This is a genomic window from Trinickia sp. Y13 (assembly GCF_029522115.1).
Taxonomy (GTDB): Bacteria; Pseudomonadota; Gammaproteobacteria; order Burkholderiales; family Burkholderiaceae; genus Trinickia.
In genome coordinates, this window is sequence record NZ_JAKWFK010000007.1 from 249,018 (window position 1) to 269,285 (window position 20,268).

The 20,268-nt window shown below is 66.5% G+C and carries 12 protein-coding genes; 7 read left to right on the forward strand and 5 right to left on the reverse strand.

Going from position 1 to position 20,268, the window contains the following annotated elements:
- Positions 1-18 precede the first annotated feature (18 nt).
- Positions 19-2,412: a GNAT family N-acetyltransferase gene (locus MMB74_RS15090; protein WP_277429454.1), complete on the forward strand. Its 2,394-nt coding sequence runs from the start codon at positions 19-21 to the stop codon at positions 2,410-2,412.
- Positions 2,413-2,524: 112 nt separating this feature from the next.
- Here MMB74_RS15090 and MMB74_RS15095 read toward each other — a convergent pair whose 3' ends face one another.
- From MMB74_RS15095 to MMB74_RS15105, 3 genes are all read right to left on the reverse strand, one after another.
- Positions 2,525-3,067: a hypothetical protein gene (locus tag MMB74_RS15095; protein WP_277429455.1), complete on the reverse strand. Its 543-nt coding sequence runs from the start codon at positions 3,065-3,067 to the stop codon at positions 2,525-2,527.
- Positions 3,068-3,176: 109 nt separating this feature from the next.
- Entirely contained in the window at positions 3,177-3,560 is a 384-nt protein-coding gene (locus MMB74_RS15100) for a VOC family protein (RefSeq protein WP_277429456.1), read from the reverse strand.
- Between the two features lie 74 nt (positions 3,561-3,634).
- The gene (locus MMB74_RS15105; protein WP_277429457.1) at positions 3,635-4,105 is read right to left on the reverse strand and encodes a PaaI family thioesterase; all 471 of its coding nucleotides are present in this window, start codon (positions 4,103-4,105) and stop codon (positions 3,635-3,637) included.
- 244 nt (positions 4,106-4,349) lie between these two features.
- Here MMB74_RS15105 and MMB74_RS15110 point away from each other — a divergent pair, with 244 nt between their 5' ends.
- Positions 4,350-5,993 (forward strand): methyl-accepting chemotaxis protein, encoded by a 1,644-nt coding sequence (locus MMB74_RS15110; RefSeq protein WP_277429458.1) that lies wholly within the window; start codon positions 4,350-4,352, stop codon positions 5,991-5,993.
- Between the two features lie 68 nt (positions 5,994-6,061).
- Here MMB74_RS15110 and MMB74_RS15115 read toward each other — a convergent pair whose 3' ends face one another.
- Entirely contained in the window at positions 6,062-7,165 is a 1,104-nt protein-coding gene (locus tag MMB74_RS15115) for an AGE family epimerase/isomerase (protein WP_277429459.1), read from the reverse strand.
- A gap of 134 nt (positions 7,166-7,299) precedes the next feature.
- Here MMB74_RS15115 and MMB74_RS15120 point away from each other — a divergent pair, with 134 nt between their 5' ends.
- Together MMB74_RS15120 and MMB74_RS15125 are read left to right on the forward strand one after the other, a co-directional pair.
- Positions 7,300-8,028 (forward strand): MgtC/SapB family protein, encoded by a 729-nt coding sequence (locus MMB74_RS15120; protein WP_277429460.1) that lies wholly within the window; start codon positions 7,300-7,302, stop codon positions 8,026-8,028.
- A 123-nt stretch (positions 8,029-8,151) separates the two neighbouring features.
- Entirely contained in the window at positions 8,152-9,516 is a 1,365-nt protein-coding gene (locus MMB74_RS15125; protein ID WP_277429461.1) for a hypothetical protein, read from the forward strand.
- A gap of 87 nt (positions 9,517-9,603) precedes the next feature.
- Here MMB74_RS15125 and MMB74_RS15130 read toward each other — a convergent pair whose 3' ends face one another.
- The gene (locus MMB74_RS15130) at positions 9,604-11,862 is read right to left on the reverse strand and encodes a heavy metal translocating P-type ATPase (protein WP_346780680.1); all 2,259 of its coding nucleotides are present in this window, start codon (positions 11,860-11,862) and stop codon (positions 9,604-9,606) included.
- A gap of 409 nt (positions 11,863-12,271) precedes the next feature.
- On the opposite strand from MMB74_RS15130, the gene MMB74_RS15135 reads away from it, so the two are divergent.
- The 3 genes from MMB74_RS15135 (at position 12,272) to MMB74_RS15145 (ending at position 19,942) form a co-directional block, all read left to right on the forward strand.
- Entirely contained in the window at positions 12,272-13,774 is a 1,503-nt protein-coding gene (locus MMB74_RS15135; RefSeq protein ID WP_277429463.1) for a DUF1214 domain-containing protein, read from the forward strand.
- A 66-nt stretch (positions 13,775-13,840) separates the two neighbouring features.
- On the forward strand, positions 13,841-17,662 hold the full coding sequence (locus tag MMB74_RS15140; protein ID WP_277429464.1) for a DUF748 domain-containing protein: 3,822 nt from the start codon (positions 13,841-13,843) through the stop codon (positions 17,660-17,662).
- 417 nt (positions 17,663-18,079) lie between these two features.
- Positions 18,080-19,942, forward strand: a complete 1,863-nt coding sequence (locus MMB74_RS15145) for an ABC transporter ATP-binding protein (protein WP_277429465.1) — start codon at positions 18,080-18,082, stop codon at positions 19,940-19,942.
- Positions 19,943-20,268 lie beyond the last annotated feature (326 nt).

Below are 20,268 nucleotides of genomic sequence, written 5' to 3' on the forward strand. Positions count from 1 at the left end.
CCTCGTTAGACGCGCGCTATGACCGTCCGCAATCTCGATGCGCTGTTTCAACCGAAATCCGTCGCCGTCATCGGTGCGTCGCTTCGCCCGGATAGCGTTGGCGCGAAAGTGTGGCGGCGGGTACGCGAAGCCGGGTTCAGCGGCCCCGTGTGGCCCGTCAATCCGAAATACGCGGAACTCGACGGCTGCGCCGTGTTTGCCGATGCGGCCGATTTGCTCGAAGCGCCGAGCGTCGCGCTCATTTGCACGCCGAGCGAGACCTGGGTCGATGTCGTCGGCAAGCTCGGCCGCCTTGGCACGCGTGCGGCGGTGATCGTCAGCGATACCGACGATGCAGGCTCGCCAGTCGTGTCGCGCGTGCTCGCGGCGGCGAAACCGCACCTGCTGCGCATCGTGGGGCCGGGCAGCCTCGGCGTCGTGACGCCCGCGGTCAACGCGCACTTCGGCGCGCCTTCGTCGATGGTGAAAACAGGGGGCGTGGCGTGGGTCTCGCAATCGAACGCGCTGACGAACGCCGTGCTCGGCTGGGCTGCGGCGCGCGGGCTCGGGTTCTCCCATGCCATCGCACTGGGCGGGGAAGCCGATGTCGATGCGGGCGATGTCCTCGACTATCTCGCGAGCGACCCGGCAACGCGGGCCATCTTGCTCGAACTGTCCGTCGTGCGCGCCGCGCGCAAGTTCATGTCGGCCGCGCGCGCGGCGGCGCGCAACAAGCCCGTGCTCGTGCTGCGCACCGGCCGCTCGGATCCTTCCGATGCGCTGTATGGCGCGGCGTTTCGGCGCGCGGGCATGGTGCGCGTCGATTCGCTCGACGATTTGATCGACGAAATCGAGACGCTCGGCGTGGGGCGCATTGCCGCGAGTTCGTCGGCGACCCTCATCACGAGCGACCGTGGCGTTGCAGCGCTCGCGGCCGATGCGTTCGCCGCGGCCAACACGACGCTCGCTCACTGGCCCGATGCGGCGCAGGCAACCGTGGCTCGCGCTTTACCGCGCGCAACGGGTGGCAATCCGCTCGTGCTCGGCAACGACGCCAAGCCTGAACATTTCGGGCTCGCCTTGGAGGCGCTCGCACCGCATCGCGAAACCGGCACGGCGTTCGTGGTCCATGCATCGACGCTGGGCGCGCCCGTGGCCGAGGTCGCGCGCGTGTTGATCGAGCGCCAGCGTTTCGCCTACCGCGGCGTGCTTGCTTGCTTTTTCGGGGGCGTGGACGACGAGACGCGCGATGCGCTGCGGGCGCACGGCATCGCCTTGCATTCGACGCCGCACCGGCTCGCCCGCGCCTTCGCGCGTCTCGTCGATTATCGGCTCGGCCGCGAACTGCTGATGCAAACGCCGCAAGGATTGCCCGCGCAGGTGCCCGTCGCGATCGAGGCTGCGCAGGCGAGCGCGAAGGCGGCACTGGCGGCGGGGCATACGATGCTCGAAGGCGCCGATGCGGCCTCGCTGTTGAGCGGATTCGGGCTCGAGGTGACGAGCGATGCGGATTCGGCCGCGCCCGCGCCCGCCGAAGGCCTGCACGACGATGAGCACATCGTCGATGTGACCGTGACGCTGCGCGACGACGCCGACTTCGGCCCCGTCTTCGAATTCACCGCGCCGCCGGCCGACGAGGCGTCAGCGCCGTTCTCGGTGTACGGTTTGCCGCCGCTGAACCCGATCCTCGCGAGCGAGATCGTTTCGCGTTCGCCCTACGCGCAGCGCGCGCCGGTCGCGCCCGTGCTCGATGCGTTGACGGCGTTGTCCGAGGCCGTCTGCTGCGTGGAGCAGATCGTCGGCTTGACGGCGGTGCTGCGGGTCACGCGCACGCGTGCGCGGCTCGTCGGATCGCGTCTCGCGCTCGGGCAACAACGCGGCCGCCTTGCCATCGTGCCGTATCCGCGCCAACTCGAAGAAACGCTCGATTGGCGCGGACGGCGGCTGACGATCCGTCCGATCCGGCCCGAAGACGAGCCGGCCCATAGCGACTTCATCGCCGGGATGACGCCCAACGATTTGCGCATGCGGTTTTTTGGCGCGGTGAGCGGCTTCGATCACTCGCAACTCGCCCGCATGACGCAGATCGACTACGACCGCGAGATGGCGCTGATTGCCACGACGGAGGAAAGCGGGCACGCACGCACGCTCGGCGTCGTGCGCACGATCACCGATCCCGACAACGAAAATGCGGAGTTCGCCGTGGCCGTGCGCTCCGACCTGAAAGGACTGGGCCTCGGTCGAATGCTGATGGAGCGGATGGTGGCCTACGTGCGCGGGCGCGGCACGCGTTGGATCGTCGGCGAGGTGCTGCGCGAGAACGCGCCGATGCTCGGTCTCGTCAAGGCTTGCGGCTTTACGATGAGCCCCACGGCGGACCCGGCCGTCGTCGAGGTCAAAATGCCGCTGCAAAGCGACATGCGCGCACCTTAGTGCGATTGGTAGGCCTCGCTTTGCACACTTTGCGGCCGGGCGCGCGTTGGTGCGTTGCGTGCCCGGCCGCTGACGAAACGCTAGCCCGGGGGCCAACTGCCCTGGCCGTCCGTCAAGCGGCCAGCTTCGCGGCGGCTTCGTCCACTTGCGTGCGGGAAATCGCGAGTTCGTCGAGCCATGCATCGGCATACACGGCGCCGGTTTCGCGCTCGAGCCGCGCGATCGTGGCGGCGTTGCGCACGGCGTCCTTCGGGGTAGCCAGGAACGGCTTGACCGATTGACCTGCTTTGAAGGCGTCGAACAGCGGCACGCGGATATCGTCGGGCAACGCGCGCGTCCATTGATAGGTCTTGCCGCCGAAGGTCAGTGCGGGCGGTAGCGCACGCTCTTTCTTCGCCGCGGCGATCAGGCCATAGGCGCGCGCCGCTTCGCCGATCTTCTCGGGGGAAAACAGTTCGTCGGGCGTAATGTCGAATTGAGCGATGTGCGCTTCGATCGCTTGCATCGCGGCCGCGCGGTCGTCGCGTTTTTGCTGCGCGCGCTCGACGATGGTGCGCAACTCATCGGCTTCTTCGCTCGTGATGGTGAAGCTGGCTTGCTTTTGCTGCAGTTCGGAAAAGCGCTGGAATTCGAGATCGGTCAGAAGTTTTGCCATGGAATCGAACGACGGCGCGCACGCACGGGGTGTCGCGCGCGCTTTTTTGAAGGGTCGCCATTCTAGCGCCCCTTGCGGCTGCGATCCAGCGTCGGACCTGTCGTGCGCGTCAGCCTTCGTGGCAGACCGCTTCGATGTTGTGGCCGTCGGGATCGAGCGCGAACGCGCCGTAGTACCCCGGGTGGTACTGCGGCCGCAGGCCGGGCTCGCCGTTGTCGCGGCCTCCGGCGGCCGTCGCGGCGCGATGAAACGCATCGACGACGCCTCGATCGGCCGCATGAAACGCGATATGAACGGGCGGATCGTTCGGCGTGCCGCGGCTGATCCAAAAATCCGGCACGCCGCCGGCGCCAAAGCCCGCTACGTCCGTGTGTCCCGTCACGGCTGCCGTGAATTCGCGCAGCAACTCATAGCCGAGCGGGGCGAGCGCCAGCTGATAGAAGCGCTTGCTTTTCTCGAAATCGCTTACCAGTACGCCCGTATGGTCAATCATGTCTTGCTCCTTGCAAGTGGTGGATCGGTGGACTCAATGCTTGAACGTGAGGCCCAACTCTTCCGCCTATCGGTTCATGCGCCTTCGTCGCCGTGGGGCGCATCGTGCTCGTGATCCAGCGACGACGCGTTGGGGCCGTCGCCGACGCGATTGATCGTCCCTTGCGCCAAAGCGACGAGGGTTTCCTTCTCTCCATCGATGACGTAGACGCTGCATTGGCAGATGGCATGGCCGCGCCCCGCGTAGATGAGCTCGGCGCGCGCGAGTAGCGTCCCGCGCACGGCGGGCCGCAGGTAATTGATCTTGTATTCCCCGGTGACGACGCGCGGCCCGAGGGCGAGTGCGCCCGCGAAGGTGAGCGCGTTGTCGGCCAGGTAGCTCGTGACGCCGCCGTGGACGAACCCATGCTGCTGGCGCAAATCGTCGCGGATCGGCAGTTGCAGGGTCACCTCGCGCTCTCCGATCTGGACGAGCTCCGTGCCGAGCAGCATGCTGAACGGTTGCGCGTGCAACGCACCGCGCGCGAGGTCGAAAAGATCGGTCATGCCGTGGCCCCTTCGGGGCAGGGCCCCGTGTCATGTCGCGTTCCACTCTAGGAAGGCCGGGTGCACGGCGTCAAGGTGACGTGAGTAGGCGCTCACGTCCAAGACGGCCCGCCAAAGCGCGCAAGCGACCGGTGGCAACGGTTGTCCGGCTGTGGGGAGCGCCCTCAAGCAAATCGCGCGATTGCCGTAAACCCTGATGACCGCCGCTTCGGCATTGCTTTCGTTTTCCTTTCGGATATTCCAGATGTTCAGCAAGATCAAGCTCGCTTCGGGCCTGTTGTTCGTATTGGCCGCGTTTTGCCTGTTGCAGCTCGTCACCGGTGGAATCGGGTTCTGGTTCTTGACCAGCACGCACCGCGACGTCGGCCAACTGGCGAACGTGGCGCTCGTCCAAGTGAACGCCGTCAACGAGACCACGCAACACCTCATGGACGCGCGCATCAACCTGTCGCGCGCGGGGACGCGGATGATCGGCGGCGGCGCGGAACCCACCGCCATCGTCGAGCATGCCCGCGAGCAACTGGCGCTGGCCGATAAGTCGTTCGCGCGCTTTACCGACGCGCCGAAAGCGAGCGACGAAAACCGTGCACATGCCGCGGCGCTGGCCGAGAAGTATCAAGCGCTGCATACGGCGCTCGGCGAACTCGTGCAGTACCTGGACGGCAACAATGTGAAGGCGTTTCTCGATCAGCCGACACAATCGTTCCAAGACGCCTTCCTCAACGAACAGCGAGCCTTCACGCAATTCGGCGATGCGCGAAGCAGCGCGTTGCTCGAGTCGATCGATTCGCGCCTGGCGATGTTTCGCGGCGTGAGCCTGGCCATCCTCGCCGCGCTGCTCGGCGGCACGGCGATCGTTTACGCGGCGCTCAAGCGCGGCGTCGTCGCCCCCCTCGAAGAAGCCGGCCGCCATTTCGAGCGGATCGCGCGCGGCAAGCTCGTCGAGCCGATCGCCTCGCGCGGCACGAACGAAATCGGGCGGCTGTTCGCGGGCCTTGCCCGCATGCAGGCCAGCGTCGCCCAAACCGTGAAGACGGTGCGCGACGCCGCCGATTCGATTCACACGGGCGCCGATGAAATCTCGACGGGCAACGCCGATCTGTCGGCGCGCACCGAAAACCAAGCGGCTTCGCTCGAAGAAACGGCCTCGAGCATGGAAGAGCTGACGACGACGGTGCGCCAGAACGCCGAGCACGCGCGCGAAGCTCACGCGCTGGCCGATGAAGCGCTGCGCTCGACGTCCGACGGTGCGAGCGTCGTCGATAGCGTCGTCGACAAGATGCGCGGCATCGCGCAAAGCTCGGATCGCATCGCCGAAATCATCAGCGTCATCGATGGCATCGCTTTCCAGACGAACATTCTTGCGCTGAACGCGGCGGTCGAAGCCGCGCGCGCAGGCGAACAGGGGCGCGGTTTCGCGGTGGTGGCAGGCGAAGTGCGGGGCCTCGCGCAACGCAGCGCTCAATCGGCCAAGGAAATCAAGGCGCTCATCAGCGAATCGGCCTCGCAGATCGAAGGCGGATCGGAACTCGTCGAACGCGCCGGCAATGCGATGCAGAAGGTGTCGACGTCGATCTCGCGCGTGGCGCAGATGATGGGCGAAATCAGCGCGTCCTCGCTCGAGCAGAGCACGGGCATCGAGCAGGTCAATCAGGCGGTCGTGCAGATGGACCGCATGACGCAACAGAATGCGGCGCTGGTCGAAGAGGCCGCTGCTGCGGCTTCTTCGTTGCACGATCAGACGCGGCAGCTCAAGGAAGCGGTGTCGGTCTTCGAGATTTCGCCGGCTGTGCTCGGCGACGCACGCTTCGCGGCTGCCGCTCATGCGGCGGTCAGCGAGCCGGTCCTCGCTTATCGGCGCTTTGAAGGACTCGGCGACGGCCGCTAGAGACGGCGCGGCGCTGGGGCGCTCAGACTCGCCCGAGCCGACCTCCGAGCGAGCTTACCTAGCGCCGCTCAGTATGGCAACGAGGCGTACGCCGTGGCGAGGTGGTAGGGCGTGGTGGAGGGCATATCGGCGCGCGCCACGTCGCCTTGCGGCGTGACGCATTCGTACCAGCCGCGCGGATGGAGGAAACGCGCTTGAAAGCGCGGGATTTGCAACGCGAGCGTTTCGAGATCTTCATCGCGGCCGCGCGTGGCGAGCGCGCGCAAATACTCGGTTTGTGCCCAAATTCGCTGCGTTGCGTCTTTCACGCCGCCGCTTTCGTCGAGCGCAGCGCAGACACCGCCCGTCGCCCGATCGATACCGTGGCGCTGCGCGAAATCGAATGCGCGCGCGAGTTCCGCCTCGAGTCCTGACGCGGCAACCACCGGCCCCGCTCGCTTGACGAGATAGAACCACTCGAATTGATGCCCCGGCTCGAGCCGATTGTCCGCACTGCCGATGGGCAACTCGGCGATCGCTCCCGTGGGCGTATGAACGAAGCGGCGCGCCACCGATTCTGCCAATCGCGCGAGCGCCGTTTCATAAGCCGGCTCGCCCGTCGTCTCGTAGGCGGCCAGGTAGGCTTCGGTCAAATGCATGAGCGGGTTCTGCAGCGCTCCGGTACGCACCGTGGCGAAGTCTTGCGTGAGCGCGGCGTGAAGCACGCCGTCCGCCGCGGCGAAGCGGGCTTGAACCAGCGAGGCCGTTTCGGCGATCACGCGCAGCGCATCGCGATCGCCCGTGGTCGACGCGTAGTGCGCGCAGGCGAAGATGACGAACGCGTGGGTGTAGAGATCCTTGGTCGCATCGAGCGGCGCGCCCCGGGGATCGACGCTGTAAAGCCACCCCCCGTGCTTCTCGTCATGGAAATAACGACACATCGCATGAAAGAGTTGCTCGGCATGCGCGGCTTCCCCCGCCTGAGAAAAGACGAACAACTGCCGGGCGCAAGCCATGGCGCGATAGCGGACGGGGGGCAGGGGTGCGTGATCGGCGGCGGCGACGGCCTCGTACGGTAATTGCAACGCGCTGTTGAAGCCCGGCCCGCGCCAAATGGGCAGGACGGTTTGCGCATAATGCGTACGAAGGGCGGCGGCTTCGGCCGCGATCGAACGATCGATCGAAACGGACATGATGCGAAATGGCTCGGCGACGAGGTGGCGCGTGCCTCGTAAAGCATCGCGCAAAGCGCAAAGCATAATCCAAAGGCGCGGCGCGCGGCAGGTTGGCCGATACCAAAGGACGAGGACGAAAGGAGGGCTGGACCGTGGCGAACAATGTGGAACTCGTTTTAAGGCTGATTCTCGCCGCCATCCTCGGCAGCGTCATCGGGTTCGAGCGCGAGCGGCAATCATGGGCGGCGGGGCTGCGCACGCATATGCTCGTCTGCGTGGGCGCGGCGCTCGTCATGCTCGTTTCGCAATACGGCTTCGCCGAGGTGTTGAGCCGCCCCAACGTCGTGCTCGACCCTTCACGAATGGCCGCGCAAGTCGTCTCCGGTATCGGCTTTCTCGGGGCGGGTGCGATCTTGCTGCGCGGCGAGGTGATTCGAGGGCTCACGACGGCCGCGAGCCTATGGTCGGTTGCCGCGATCGGCTTGGCCGTGGGCGCCGGAATGAACACGGCCGCGATCGCTGCGACCATCATCATTCTTGCGATCCTCGCCGGCATGAAGCCGATCGAGCGGCGCTACATCGCCGTCCGGCTGCGGCGGCGGCTCTCACTGCGCGCGGACCGTGGCGCGCTCACGCTCGACGCACTGCGCGCGATTCTCGGGCCGGCGAGCGAGCGCGTGAAGCAATTCATCGTTCAGCAAAGCGAAGAGGCCCCCGATTGCGACGATATCGTCATCGGCTTCGCACGCATGCCGCCGAGCGAGTTCGAGAAGCTTTGCCAGACGCTGCGCAACGCGCCGGGCGTGCGGGCGCTGCGTGAAGACGCCGCGGACGGCGAGGAGAGCGGCAACGGGCATGCAGACATCGGCGAGGGCCGGTGACGGCCGATTCCCGTGCGGCTGAGGGGACGCAGGCCCGACCGATCGTGAGACAATGCCGCGTTTGCAACACGCTCGATCACCATTCCAATGCGCCGCGCCATGCCGCGGCCGCTCCCACACGCCATGGCAGATTCCGCAGCATCCTTCTCTTCTCGTTCACCAGGCGCGAGACCGGCGAAAGGCCGGGCGCGAGCGGCTTCCGCGGGCGATGAGCACAGCGCGGCGCGCACCGCCGTCGATCCGCAACCGCACCCGCACGTACTGCGTGACGATGCCGGCGAGGCGGGCGAGAATGCGCCTTCGCTGCACTTCGATCCGCGTCAAGGGACGCTGCTCGGCTTCGAGTTGCCCGCCGAGGCTTTCGTGTCGATGTCGTCCGGAGGGCAGCGCGCGGCGGGCGAGCCAGTAGGAGTAGGAGCGATCGAAGGCGCGAGCTTGCCCGTAGAGAGTGGGCTTGCCGAAGAGAAGGCCGTTGCGGCACGGGAGCCCATCGCTGGCGAGAAGCCGGTTGCACCGCTGCCCGTCGCCAGTGAGAAGCCGGTCACGGCGCAGCAACCCATCGACGGTGAGACGCCCGTTGCAGTCGATAAGCGGGCCGTCGCGCGCCGGAGTGGCGGCACGGCTAAAACCGCTGCAGCCCAAAGAAATACACCTACCGCGCTGCAGGGTGCGAAGGGGGCGGGCGACGCGGCCCATGCCATCGCCGCTGAAGGCGCGGCGACCTTGTCGAAGGCCGAAGCGCCGGAGTTGGATCAGCGAGCCGAGGCGAGCGAAGCGAAGGCGGAAGTCGCAGCCGGTTCGCCGGACGAGGCTTCGCCCGCTTCCCAAAGCGCGCCGCTGCTCTCGCCCGGGGCGGCGCTCGCTAGCGTGCGCCAGCAAGGCTCACGGCGGCCTGCCGACACGATGCGCGCCGCAGCGAAAGGCGCGGCGGCCCAAGCGGGCGCGGGGACCGGAAGCGCTGGCGACAGCACGCGCGCCGGGCGCGGCGCGCGGGCGCTTCCGCTTCCACCCGCAGAGCAACCCGACTTCGCCCGTGACGCCGAGGACGATACGGCGCAGCCGTTCGACGGTCCGGAGGCGAACGCGCTTACGCAAACCGTTGCGTCGCTGCAAGCAGCGTTCGACCAAGCGCAGCACGCGGCACAAGCTCGCTGGCGGCGTACGCGGCACTGGCTCGCGCTCACCTTGGCGGGCCTTGCGGTATTGCTGATCGTATCGGTGGTGCAGACGGTTGCGCTGATCGGGTTCGTGCATCGCTCGGAGGCTGCGCAGCAGCAAGCCCAATCGGCTTCGAGCCAGCAGCAAGCGGCGTTGGCGAGTCTGGCGAGCGCGGTATCGGCGCTACCGGTGCGAGGGCAAGCGGCGCAACGATCGGCATCGCCTGCGGATGGCGCTGCCGCAGCGGGCAGCGCGCAACAGCCGGCCAAACGCGCCACGGGGGCGCATGCCCGGCACGCCGCCGAAAGGTCCAAGCCCGCCACGCATTGACCTGCAGTCGGCCGCCCGGTGAAAGGATCGGGCGCAACGGTCGAGGCAGGTCGCCAGCATGCGCTGCGAGCGCTGCCTGCGCGGGCCTCAAGCGCGCTCGACGCCCTTCCACCGCTTGAGCAACAGCGCGTTGGTGACCACGCTGACGCTCGAGAACGCCATCGCAGCCCCCGCCAGCATCGGGTTCAGCAACCCGAGCGCGGCGAGCGGAATGCCGATCAGGTTGTAGACGAACGCCCAAAACAAGTTCTGCTGGATCTTGCGATAAGTGCGGCGCGAGATGTCGATCGCATCGGCGACGAGCGCCGGATCGCCGCGCATCAGCGTAATGCCGGCTGCGTGCATGGCGACGTCGGTTCCCGTGGCCATGGCGATGCCGATGTCGGCTGCGGCCAGCGCGGGCGCGTCGTTGATACCGTCGCCGACCATGGCGACGATCTGCCCCGTGCCTGCTTTCAATTGCGCGACGATGTCGGCCTTGTCCGCGGGCAACACCTGGGCGTGGTACTCGTCGATGCCGAGCGCGGCGGCGACGGTGGCGGCTGCGCCGCGATTGTCGCCCGTGATCAGCACGCTTTTCACGCCGCGTGCGGCCAATTGTTCGACGGCGATGCGCGCGGTCGGCTTCACGCTGTCGCCGAACGCGATCAGCGCGAGTGCGTCGGCAGGCGCAGCTCCCCCGCTCTGGCGCATCAGCCAGGAGATCGTGTTGCCCGCGGCCTCCAGTTGCGCCGCGCGCTCGCGCGCCGCGGGCGGCGGCTCGATGGCCAGTTCGGCAAGCCAGCGTGCGTTGCCGACGCACAGCGTGACGCCGTCGATCTGCGCTTGCATGCCGCGGCCAGCGACGGCTTGCGCCTGCGCGGCGGCAGGCAGGCGCGCACGCGCGTCGCCCGTTGCGGCCGTCGCGGCCGAAGGCGGCTCGCCCGCGGTGCGCGCTTCGTACTCGGCAACGAGTGCGCGAGCGAGCGGATGATCGCTGCCGCGCTCGACGGCGGCGGCCAGCGCAAGCGCCTCGTCATGCGACATGCCGAGCGGCTCGAACGCGGTGAGCTGGGGCTTGCCGACCGTCAGCGTGCCGGTTTTGTCGAATGCGACGATGGACACGCGCTGCGCGAGTTCGAGCGCTTCGGCGTCTTTGATCAACACGCCGTGTCGTGCCGCGACCCCCGTGCCCGCCATGATGGCAGCCGGCGTAGCTAGCCCGAGCGCGCATGGGCAGGCGATGACGAGCACCGACACCGCATTCAGAATCGCCGTCTCCACCGAAGCGCCGGTCAACAGCCACAACCCTAACGTGGCTGCGGCCAACGCGAGGATCGCGGGCACGAACACGGCGCTCACGCGATCGACGAGCCGTTGAATGGGCGCTTTTTCCGCCTGCGCGCTTTCGACGAGCCGGATGATGCGTGCGAGCGTGGTCTCGGCGCCCGTGGCCGTCGTCGTCACCTCCAGCGCGCCTTCGCCGTTGATCGACCCGGCCGTCACATGCTCGCCCGGCCCTTTCGCGACCGGCAGGCTTTCCCCGGTGATCAACGATTCGTCCACGTGCGTGCGGCCTGCCGCGATCGTTCCGTCGACCGGCATGCGTTCGCCGGGCCTGACGACCACTACCGTGCCGACGCGCACCTGCGCCAGAGGCACCTCGCGCTCGTTGCCGAGTTCGTCCTTGATGTGCGCGCGCTCCGGCCTGAGCGCGCTCAGCGCGCGAATGGCGTCGGTCGTTTCGCGTTTGGCGCGCGCTTCGAGCCATTTGCCGAGCCGCACGAGCGTGATGACGACGGCGGACGCCTCGAAATACAGGTGCATCGTCTCGCCGGGATGCGCGATCATCTGCCACACGCTCAAGCCGTACGCCGCCGACGTGCCGAGCGCTACGAGCAGATCCATGTTGCCCGCTCGCGCGCGCACGGCCCGGTAAGCGCTCCCGTAAAAGCGCGCGCCGCACACGAATTGGACGACGCTTGCGAGCACGAGCTGCAACCAGGCGGGTAGCGCGGCTTCGACGCCGAAGGGGGCGCTGAGCATGGGAAGCATGAGCGGCACGCTGAGCAACGCCGACAAGGCAACGACGGCCAGCTCGCGCTGGGCGCGGCGCGCGCGGGTTCCCTCGGCCGTCGCCGAAGCGTTTTCGCCGGTATCGGCCGCTTGCGTTGGCGACACGACAGGCTGCGCCCCGTACCCTGCATCGACGACGGCTTTGACGAGCCGGTCGATATCGACGGCTGCGAGCGGCTCCGATGTGCGCACCGAGGCGCGCTCGGTCGCGAGGTTGACGGAAGCGGCGGCGACGCCGGGGACGCGCGCGAGGGCTTTTTCGACGCGGGTGGCGCACGAGGCGCAGGTCATGCCCTGGATCTCGAGTTCGGCGCTCGGTGCGTCGGCGATGTCGGAAGGTGCGAGTTCGGTCATGGGGATTCTGACGACGGAAACGGCGGGGCCGCAACAAGACGATTCACTATCGACCTTCCCATGATTGGAAGGTCAAGCGATATCGGCGGCTGCCGGCCGGACGGGCCCGCCGGGCAGATTGTGAGACTGGCCGGAAGAGCGCTGAGCGTCAAAGCGGCGGGCGCGAGTGTTGCGGCTTTATCCTCGAGTTTTCGCTGATCCTTGCTTAGCGGCCGAGGATACGATACAACGCTCTCGCGATTCGAGCGAGAATCGACGTGGCGCGAGATCCTGGCCGGGTTGAACGCCGTACAACGGCGAAGGCGCAGTCGCCTGCCCGATGCCCTCGTAAAAACAGACCGTACACATGACAACAAAAACTCGAAACCTCAAGCTGCCCGCGGGGGCCCGCTCCTGGCTGGCGTGTGTCGCCGCCGTCGTTTTTGCCGGGTGTGCCGCGCCGGTCAAGGCGCCGCCTCCACCGCACGCGACGGGCTGGACTCAAGACGAAGTCGTGGATTCCTACGTGTTCGGCTATCCGCTGGTCGTCATGACGACGGCGCGCGCCGCGGCGTTGGCAGGGGCCGGCGCCGGCACGGATCCGGGCACGGTGCTCAACACCTTGCACCCGGTGCCCGTGACGACGACGGAGGGCGACGGACGGCCGCCGCTGGCGGACGTCGACACGCTATCCGCGAACGCGTGGCTCGATTTGTCGCAGGAACCTGTTCTCGTGTCCGTGCCCGACACGCATGGGCGGTTCCTCGATGCTCGCGTGCTCGACATGTGGACGAACGTGGTTTGGTCGACGGGGCCGACCGCCAACGCCAGAACCGGGGCGCCCAAGCCGCAGACCATCGCGCTCGTGCCGCCGGGCTGGGATGGCCAACTGCCGTCTGGCGTCGTACGCGTCGCGGCGCCGGCCAAGGATCTCTGGCTTGGCGTGCGCATCGCTGCGCTCGATGCGAGGGCGGTGCCGGGGGCTCGCCGGTTGGAGAACGAGGTGCGCGTCGTGCCGCTGTCGGCCTATCTCGCCGACGAACACGAACGCCATGCCGCGCGCGGCAAGCACGCGAAACGGGGGCGGCGCGCGAGCCAGGCCGATGCGGCGGATCCGAACGAAAGCGTCGCCGAGGCATTGGCCGGGCTTGCCGCGAATGCCGCGGCCGTCGCTCAGCTCGATGCGGACGCTTTCTTCCGCAAATTGGCCGATGCGCTACGCGAGAATCCGCCATCGACCGACGATGCCCATGCCGTCAAGGTGCTGGCCGATATCGGGGTGACGCCGGGGGAGGCGCCGCATTTTCCCGCCGGCTCGGCCGAAGCGATCGCGGCGGGCGTTGCCGAGGGTTTCAAGCGCGTGCAGACGCCGCCTGTCAACGCCATCTCGGGCAACGGCTGGAACTGGCTGGGCGAGAGCGTGGGCCATTACGGCGACGACTACGCATTGCGGGCGTACGCAACCTATGCCCATCCCGGTGTCGCGACCAAGCAGGACGAAGCGTTCCCGGCCGCCTTGGTCGATGGGGCGGGCAAACCGCTCGACGGCAACCGCGCTTACGTGATGCATTTCCCGTCCAGGGCGCTGCCGCCCGTGCGCGCCTATTGGACGATCACGGCCTACACGGCGAACGGCGAATTGGCTCCCGGGCGGTTGCCTCGTTACTCGATCGACTCGCACGATCGTTTGCGCCGCAATCGCGATGGCTCGATCGACGTCTATGTGTCGTCGAAGCCACCGGCTCGCGCGCATCGGTCGAACTGGCTGCCCGCGCCGCCGGGGCCGTTCCAACTCGTGATGCGGCTATACGCGCCGCAACCGAGCGCGACCGATGGCAGCTGGCTGCCGCCGCAGGTCGAATCCCGATAAGCGGGGACCTGGGCGCGATGCGCATCTCAACGGAGTGGGGCAAGCGAGCGTGAACGGAGCAGTGCGATGACGAACGAACCGAAGGGCGGCGCGCTGGCCCGCTTCGGGGAAACCATGCGGTCGCGCGGGGCGCGTCGCACTGCAATCGGCGTGGTGATAGCCATCGCGCTGTATGGACTGCTGGGCTTTTTCGCGGCGCCGCCGCTGATTCGGCATATCGCCGAACAGCAGCTCACACAAGCGCTTTCACGGCCGGTGTCGATTCGCAGGGTGACGCTCAATCCATACACGCTGCGTCTCGAAGTCGATGGCTTGCGCGTGAGCGAGCCCGGCGGCGCGGGCGAGTTTGCCGCCATGGAGCGGCTGGTCGTGCGCGCATCATGGATCACGCTGCTGCGCTTTGCGCCGATCGTCACCGAGTTGCGCATCGATTCGCCGCGGGTCAACGTCGTGCGCTACGACACCCAGCGTTTCAACTTCAGCGATATCGTCGAGAAATTCTCGAAACCGTCGAAGCCGCAAGCGGGGCCGACCTTGTTCTCGGTCTCGAACATCGCCGTCGAAAACGGCCGCGTCGATTTCGACGATCGGCTGCTTGGCATGCGTCATGTCGTCGAGTCATTCTCGCTAGGCGTGCCGTTCATCGCCACACTACCCGCGCAGACCGACATCTTCGTCGTGCCGCGCTTGTCCGCGCGCGTGGACGGCAGCCCGATCGAAATCAGAGGGAAGACCAAGCCGTTCACGAAAACGCGCGATTCGGACGTGGCCGTCACGTTCCATGGCCTCGATGTGCCGCACTTGTTGTCTTACGCGCCGGCCAAACTGCCGCTGGAAGTGCAAAGCGGCAAGCTGGCCGGCGATTTGAAGCTGCGCTTCGTGATGTCGGGGGACAAACCGAGCTTGACCGTCTCGGGCACGGCCGATTTGACCGATGCAAGCATCGTCGATCCGGCGCATGCGCCGTTTTTCTCGGCCCGTGCGTTGCACGTGGCCGCGGCGGGACTGCAGCCGCTTGCGGGCGTCTATCGCTTCGACGAAATCCGGCTCGACCAGCCGGCGCTGCATTTGACGCGCGAGCATTCAGGCGAACTGAGCATTGCGCGCGCGTTTGCTCCGGCGCCCGCGTCTTCGCCCAAGGCGGCGGCCGCTGCCGGCGAGCCCGTCACGCCGGCCGCGAGCGCCGCCCCGACCGCTGCCTCGGCGGCGGCCTCCGCGCCCGATGCGGCGTCTACGCCGGCCGCGAGCGCCGCCGCCAAACCGGCGCCGCTCGATGTATCGATCAAGCATTTTGCACTGAACGACGGTAGCGTTGCGCTCGAGGATCGCGTGCCCGATCGCCCCGTCGCGCTCGATTTGACCAACCTGAAAGCGACGCTCGACGATTTTTCGACGCTTGGCTCCGCCAAGGCTCGTTATGCGATCCAAACGGCGCTCAAGCAAGGCGGCAGTATCGGGGCGACGGGCACGCTCGCATTGGCGGCGAAACGCGCCGACGCCAAACTGTCGATCCAAGAGTTGGCCTTGCCCATCGCGCAGCCCTATTTGGACGGGGTCACGCGTGCGCGCATCGCGGCAGGACGGCTGGGAGCATCGCTCTCGCTCGACGCCGACTGGTCGCGTCCGGCGGCCGAAGCGCGCGTGGGCGCGGGGGAACTGACGCTGAAGGCGTTGCAACTGACCGGCGCCGATACCGCGAAGGGGGCCGCGCCCGACATCGCGCTGGCGCAGGGCCGTGTCTCGCTCAAAGGCATCGATGTGGCGGCCCGCACGGCGGACATCGAGCGTATCGAGGCGACGGGGCTGTCGGTGACGGGCACGCGAGACAAGAACGGCCGCATCAGCTTGACACAGCTGGCCGAGCCGCCGGAATCGGCACCGCATTCAGAGCCGGCTCATGCGACCGCCGCCGCCCATGAGCGGCACGCGCGCGAGCCCAATCGCGGCGATGTATCGAAACCGGCGAGTGCGGCGCAAGCGGGCTGGCACTACCGGATCGGCGCACTCGAGGTAAGAGACGCTTCCGCCGATATCACGGACGAAGCCGCGCCGCGCCCCGTGAAGCTGCACATCGCCCCCTTGCAGCTCGATGTTCGCAACGTCACGGAAGACCCGCGCAGGCCGCTTGCCGTCAAGCTGGAGGCTTCGCTCAACGGCAAGGGGACGCTGAATCTGGACGGCGACCTCGTGTCCGCCCCGCTCGCCGCCACGCTGACGGTGCACGCGAATCGACTCGATCTCTCGCCCTTTGAACCGTACTTCGGCAACCGGCTCAATGCAAAAATCGCGGCTGCCCAGTTGAACGCGCGGGGCCAGTTGAAAGTCTCGCTACCCGCGAGCGGCGCCCCGTCGTACTCGTATCGCGGCGGCGCGGCGCTCGTCGATGTCCGCCTGCTCGACCGCATCAACGCTGCGCCGCTCGCCGGGTGGGGCACGCTCGGGATCGGCGGCATCAACGCGCGCTACGACGAACACGGCGTCAATCTCGACATTGCCCGCGTGACGTTTGCGCGGTTCTTCGGACGTGTATTGCTCGATTCGAACGGTAAGCTGAATCTGAACGATGTGCTGGCAGAGGGACGCGCCGCATCGGAAGCGTCGGCCCAACCCAAGCAAAAAGCATCGACGACGACCGCACACGTGCAGACCTCCCCGCCTACCGGCCCCGCCTCGACGCCGTTGCATGCCCGCATTGGCCAGGTGGTGTTGCAGCAAGGCCATGTGAACTACACGGACGACTTCGTCAAGCCAAACTACACGGCCAACCTCGTCGACATCGCGGGGACGATCGGCACGTTCGGCACCGATGTCGCAACGCCGGCCCCGGTGGACGTCAGCGCGAGCTTGGCGGATAACGGGCCGATCGCGATTCGCGGCACGGCCAATCCGCTCGCGCCCAAGCCGATGCTCGATCTGAGCGCCAGCGCGCACGACATCGGCTTGAAGAATCTCACGCCCTATTCGCTCAAGTACGCAGGCTACCCGATTACGCGAGGCAGCCTGAACGTCGATCTTCATTACAAGCTCGAAAACGATCAGTTGACGGCGCAGAACCATCTATTCATCGACCAACTGACGTTCGGCGAGCACGTGCAGAACGATACGGAAACGCACTTGCCCGTGCGTCTCGCGATTGCGCTGCTGAAAAATTCGAGGGGCCAGATCGACGTCAACATCCCAGTTTCCGGATCGCTGTCGAATCCGCAATTCAGCTTGGGTAGCCTGATCTGGAGCGCGGTCGCGCATCTGATCGAGAAGGCCGTCACCGCGCCGTTCTCGCTGCTCGCGAACGCATTCGGAGGTGGCGCGAATGGCGAGGCGAGCGCGCAACAGCTGCAATTCATCGCGTTCGCCCCGGGTTCCGCGGCGCTGACCGATCAGTCGCGCGAGAAACTGGATACGCTTGCCAAGTTCATGAACGAAAAGCCCGCGGTGAAGCTCGAACTGAGCGGGCGCGCCGACGCGAACGTCGACATGCCGGGGCTTCGGCTCGCTTACGTCGACGATCTCGTCAAGAAGGAAAAGGCGAAGGCGACGGCGAGCGGCGGGAAACAGGTCGATCCGTCCACGGTGACGCTGTCGCCCGACGAGTACAGCCATTATTTGAAGGAGGCGTACAAGAACGCCGATTTCAAGAAGCCGCGCAACTTCATCGGCTTGACCAAGACGCTGCCCGATGACGACATGAAGCGGGCGCTGGCTTACCACGCGCCGGTCGACGATACGAGCTTGCACGCGCTCGCGGAGCAGCGCGCGCAGAACGTTCGACAGTATCTGGTCCAAAAGATCGAGGCCGGTCGCATCACGATCGGGACGCCCCACTTTGGGACGGAAGGGATGAAGGACAACGGCCCCTCGACGCGGGTGGATTTGACGCCGGTGGGCTGAGCACCCCTTGCGCGGCCGTAGTGCCGCGCGAAGGAAGGCGGTGCAAACCCACGTCCCTCGCGTCGGCTTGCGCACGCGTATTACGAGACGCTGCTAAACTGCAGGTCTATTTGGCTTTCGTTTCACATTTCACTTCAACCACCTAGGGAGGCGTTCGATGTCCATCACCACGCTTACTGCCGTCCCGAACGTGGCACCTGCTCGCCCGGGCGACATGCGACGCTGACGTCGCTTCTTCTCGCCGTGTTCAGCCGGGGTTTCCCGGCGCGTAAACCGGCTCTCGCATTCTCCTAGTCAATGCGCCGCGATAAGCGGCGCGCCGTTGTCGTCGGTGCTCGGCCTTCGGGGCCGCGCCGCGCAGCGTTTTTCATTGAATTTTCGTATCCCTGAGCGCACCGCGCCCAGGGCGGAGCGCCTATGAATCACAACAAAATCGATCTCGGCGGACGCACGTTCAAAGACGTCTTCGGCTTCGCCTTCATGCATTGGCGCCGCCAGCGGCATCGCATTGCCGCAATCATCTGCGTGGCGCTGTTGACCGCGTTGGCCGACATCATGACGCCCTGGTTCTCGGGCCATCTCGTCGATGCGCTGGCGGGCGCGGGGCTGGGCAAGTCTCACGCCTTGCATGCGGTGCTCGCGCCGTTCGCGTCGTTGATCGCGCTGGCTTTGGCCGGTGCGCTGCTGCGCTATTTCACCTACTTCAGCATCACCGGCCTTACCTTGCGGATGATGAGCGACATTGCGGGCGACGCTTTTCACCGTGTGCAGCGCCTGTCCACCGATTGGCATGCGAACAGTTTTGCAGGATCGACCGTGCGCAAAATCACGCGCGGCATGTGGGCGCTCGATCTGCTCAACGATACGCTGCTGATCGGCCTCTTGCCCTCGTTCATCATGCTCGTGGGCGCGACGGCGCTGCTCGGCGCCCGCTGGCCTGTCATGGGCGTCGTCGTCGGCGCGGGCGCGCTCCTGTACATCGCCGTCACGATCGCGTTGACGCTCGGCTTCGTCGCGCCCGCCGCGCGCCTGGGCAATGCCTGGGATACGCGGATGGGCGGGGCGCTAGCCGATGCCGTCACCTGTAATGCCGTGGTCAAAGCATTCGGCGCGGAAACGCGCGAGGAGCAACGCTTATCGCGCGTGATCGGCAAGTGGCGGCATCGCACGCGCCGCGCTTGGTTGCGCGGCACCTTCAACGGCAGCTTGCAAAACGTCATGCTCGCCGCGATGCAGGCGGCGATGCTGGGCGTGGCCATCGCGCTCTGGTGGAACGGTCGAGCCGGCGTGGGCGACATCGCCTTTGCTTTGACGATGTTCCTCGTGCTGCAAGGATATTTGCGCGACGTCGGCATGTTGGTGCGCCAACTGCAGCGCTCGGTCAACGATATGGAGGAACTCGTTCAATTGACGCACCAGCCGCTCGGCATCGAAGACCGGCCCGGCGCGGTGCAGTTGGCGGTGGAGCGCGGCGAGATTCGCTTCGAGCACGTGACGTTTCGTTACGACGCGCACGCGGCGCCGCTGTATTCCGACTTCTCCGTGCGCATTGCGCCGGGGGAGCGCGTGGGCCTGATCGGTCATTCGGGATCCGGCAAGACGACCTTCATCAAGTTGATTCAGCGGCTGTACGACGTGGCGGAAGGCAAGATCACGATCGACGGGCAGGATATCGCCGGCGTTCGTCAAGCCTCGCTGCGCGCGCAGATCGCGATCGTGCAGCAAGAGCCGCTCCTGTTTCACCGCTCGCTGGCGGAGAACATCGCTTACGCGCGGCCCGGCGCGTCGCGCGCCGAGATCGAACGGGCGGCGCATCTTGCAAACGCGCACGATTTCATCGTGACGCTGCCGCACGGCTACGACACGCTCGTCGGCGAACGCGGCGTGAAGCTATCGGGCGGCGAGCGGCAGCGCGTGGCGATCGCGCGCGCGTTTCTGGCCGATGCGCCGATCCTCATTTTCGACGAGGCCACCTCCAGCCTCGACAGCGAGAGCGAGGCATCGATTCAGCAAGCGATGGAGCGGCTCATGGTGGGACGGACCACGCTGGTGGTGGCGCACCGGCTGTCGACCGTGCGTTCGCTCGATCGCCTGCTCGTGCTCGATAGGGGGCGGGTGGTCGAGGAGGGCAGTCATGATGCGTTGATCCGCATCGACAATGGGCTGTATCGGCGCCTGTTCGAGCGCCAAGCGCTCGAACTGACCAAGGGCTTGGTCGATCACCAGGCCGGCCCCAGCCTTGGCCCGCGGCGCGCTTCGACGTGTGCCGCCGAAGCTTGAACGTCGTGCACTGCCGAAGCGAAGCGAAAGGCCGACGCGAGTCGGCCTTTCGTTTATGCCGATGCGATATCGATACCGGTGTCGATGTCGATGCCGATGTGGATCCAATGCGGCTAGGGCGAGCCCCTCATCGCGGTCGCGGAAGTTGAGCTATCGGCATGCGCTCGGCCATCGATATCGAGAAAGCGCTGCAAGCAAATTCGTAATTCAAAAGGCATGCGAATTTTTCACCGATAGCCCAAATCGGAATTCTATTTATGGCTTGTTCTTCGTAATAAAAATGAAAGAAATCATACATTATCAGATAAACAGATTAGTGATACCTG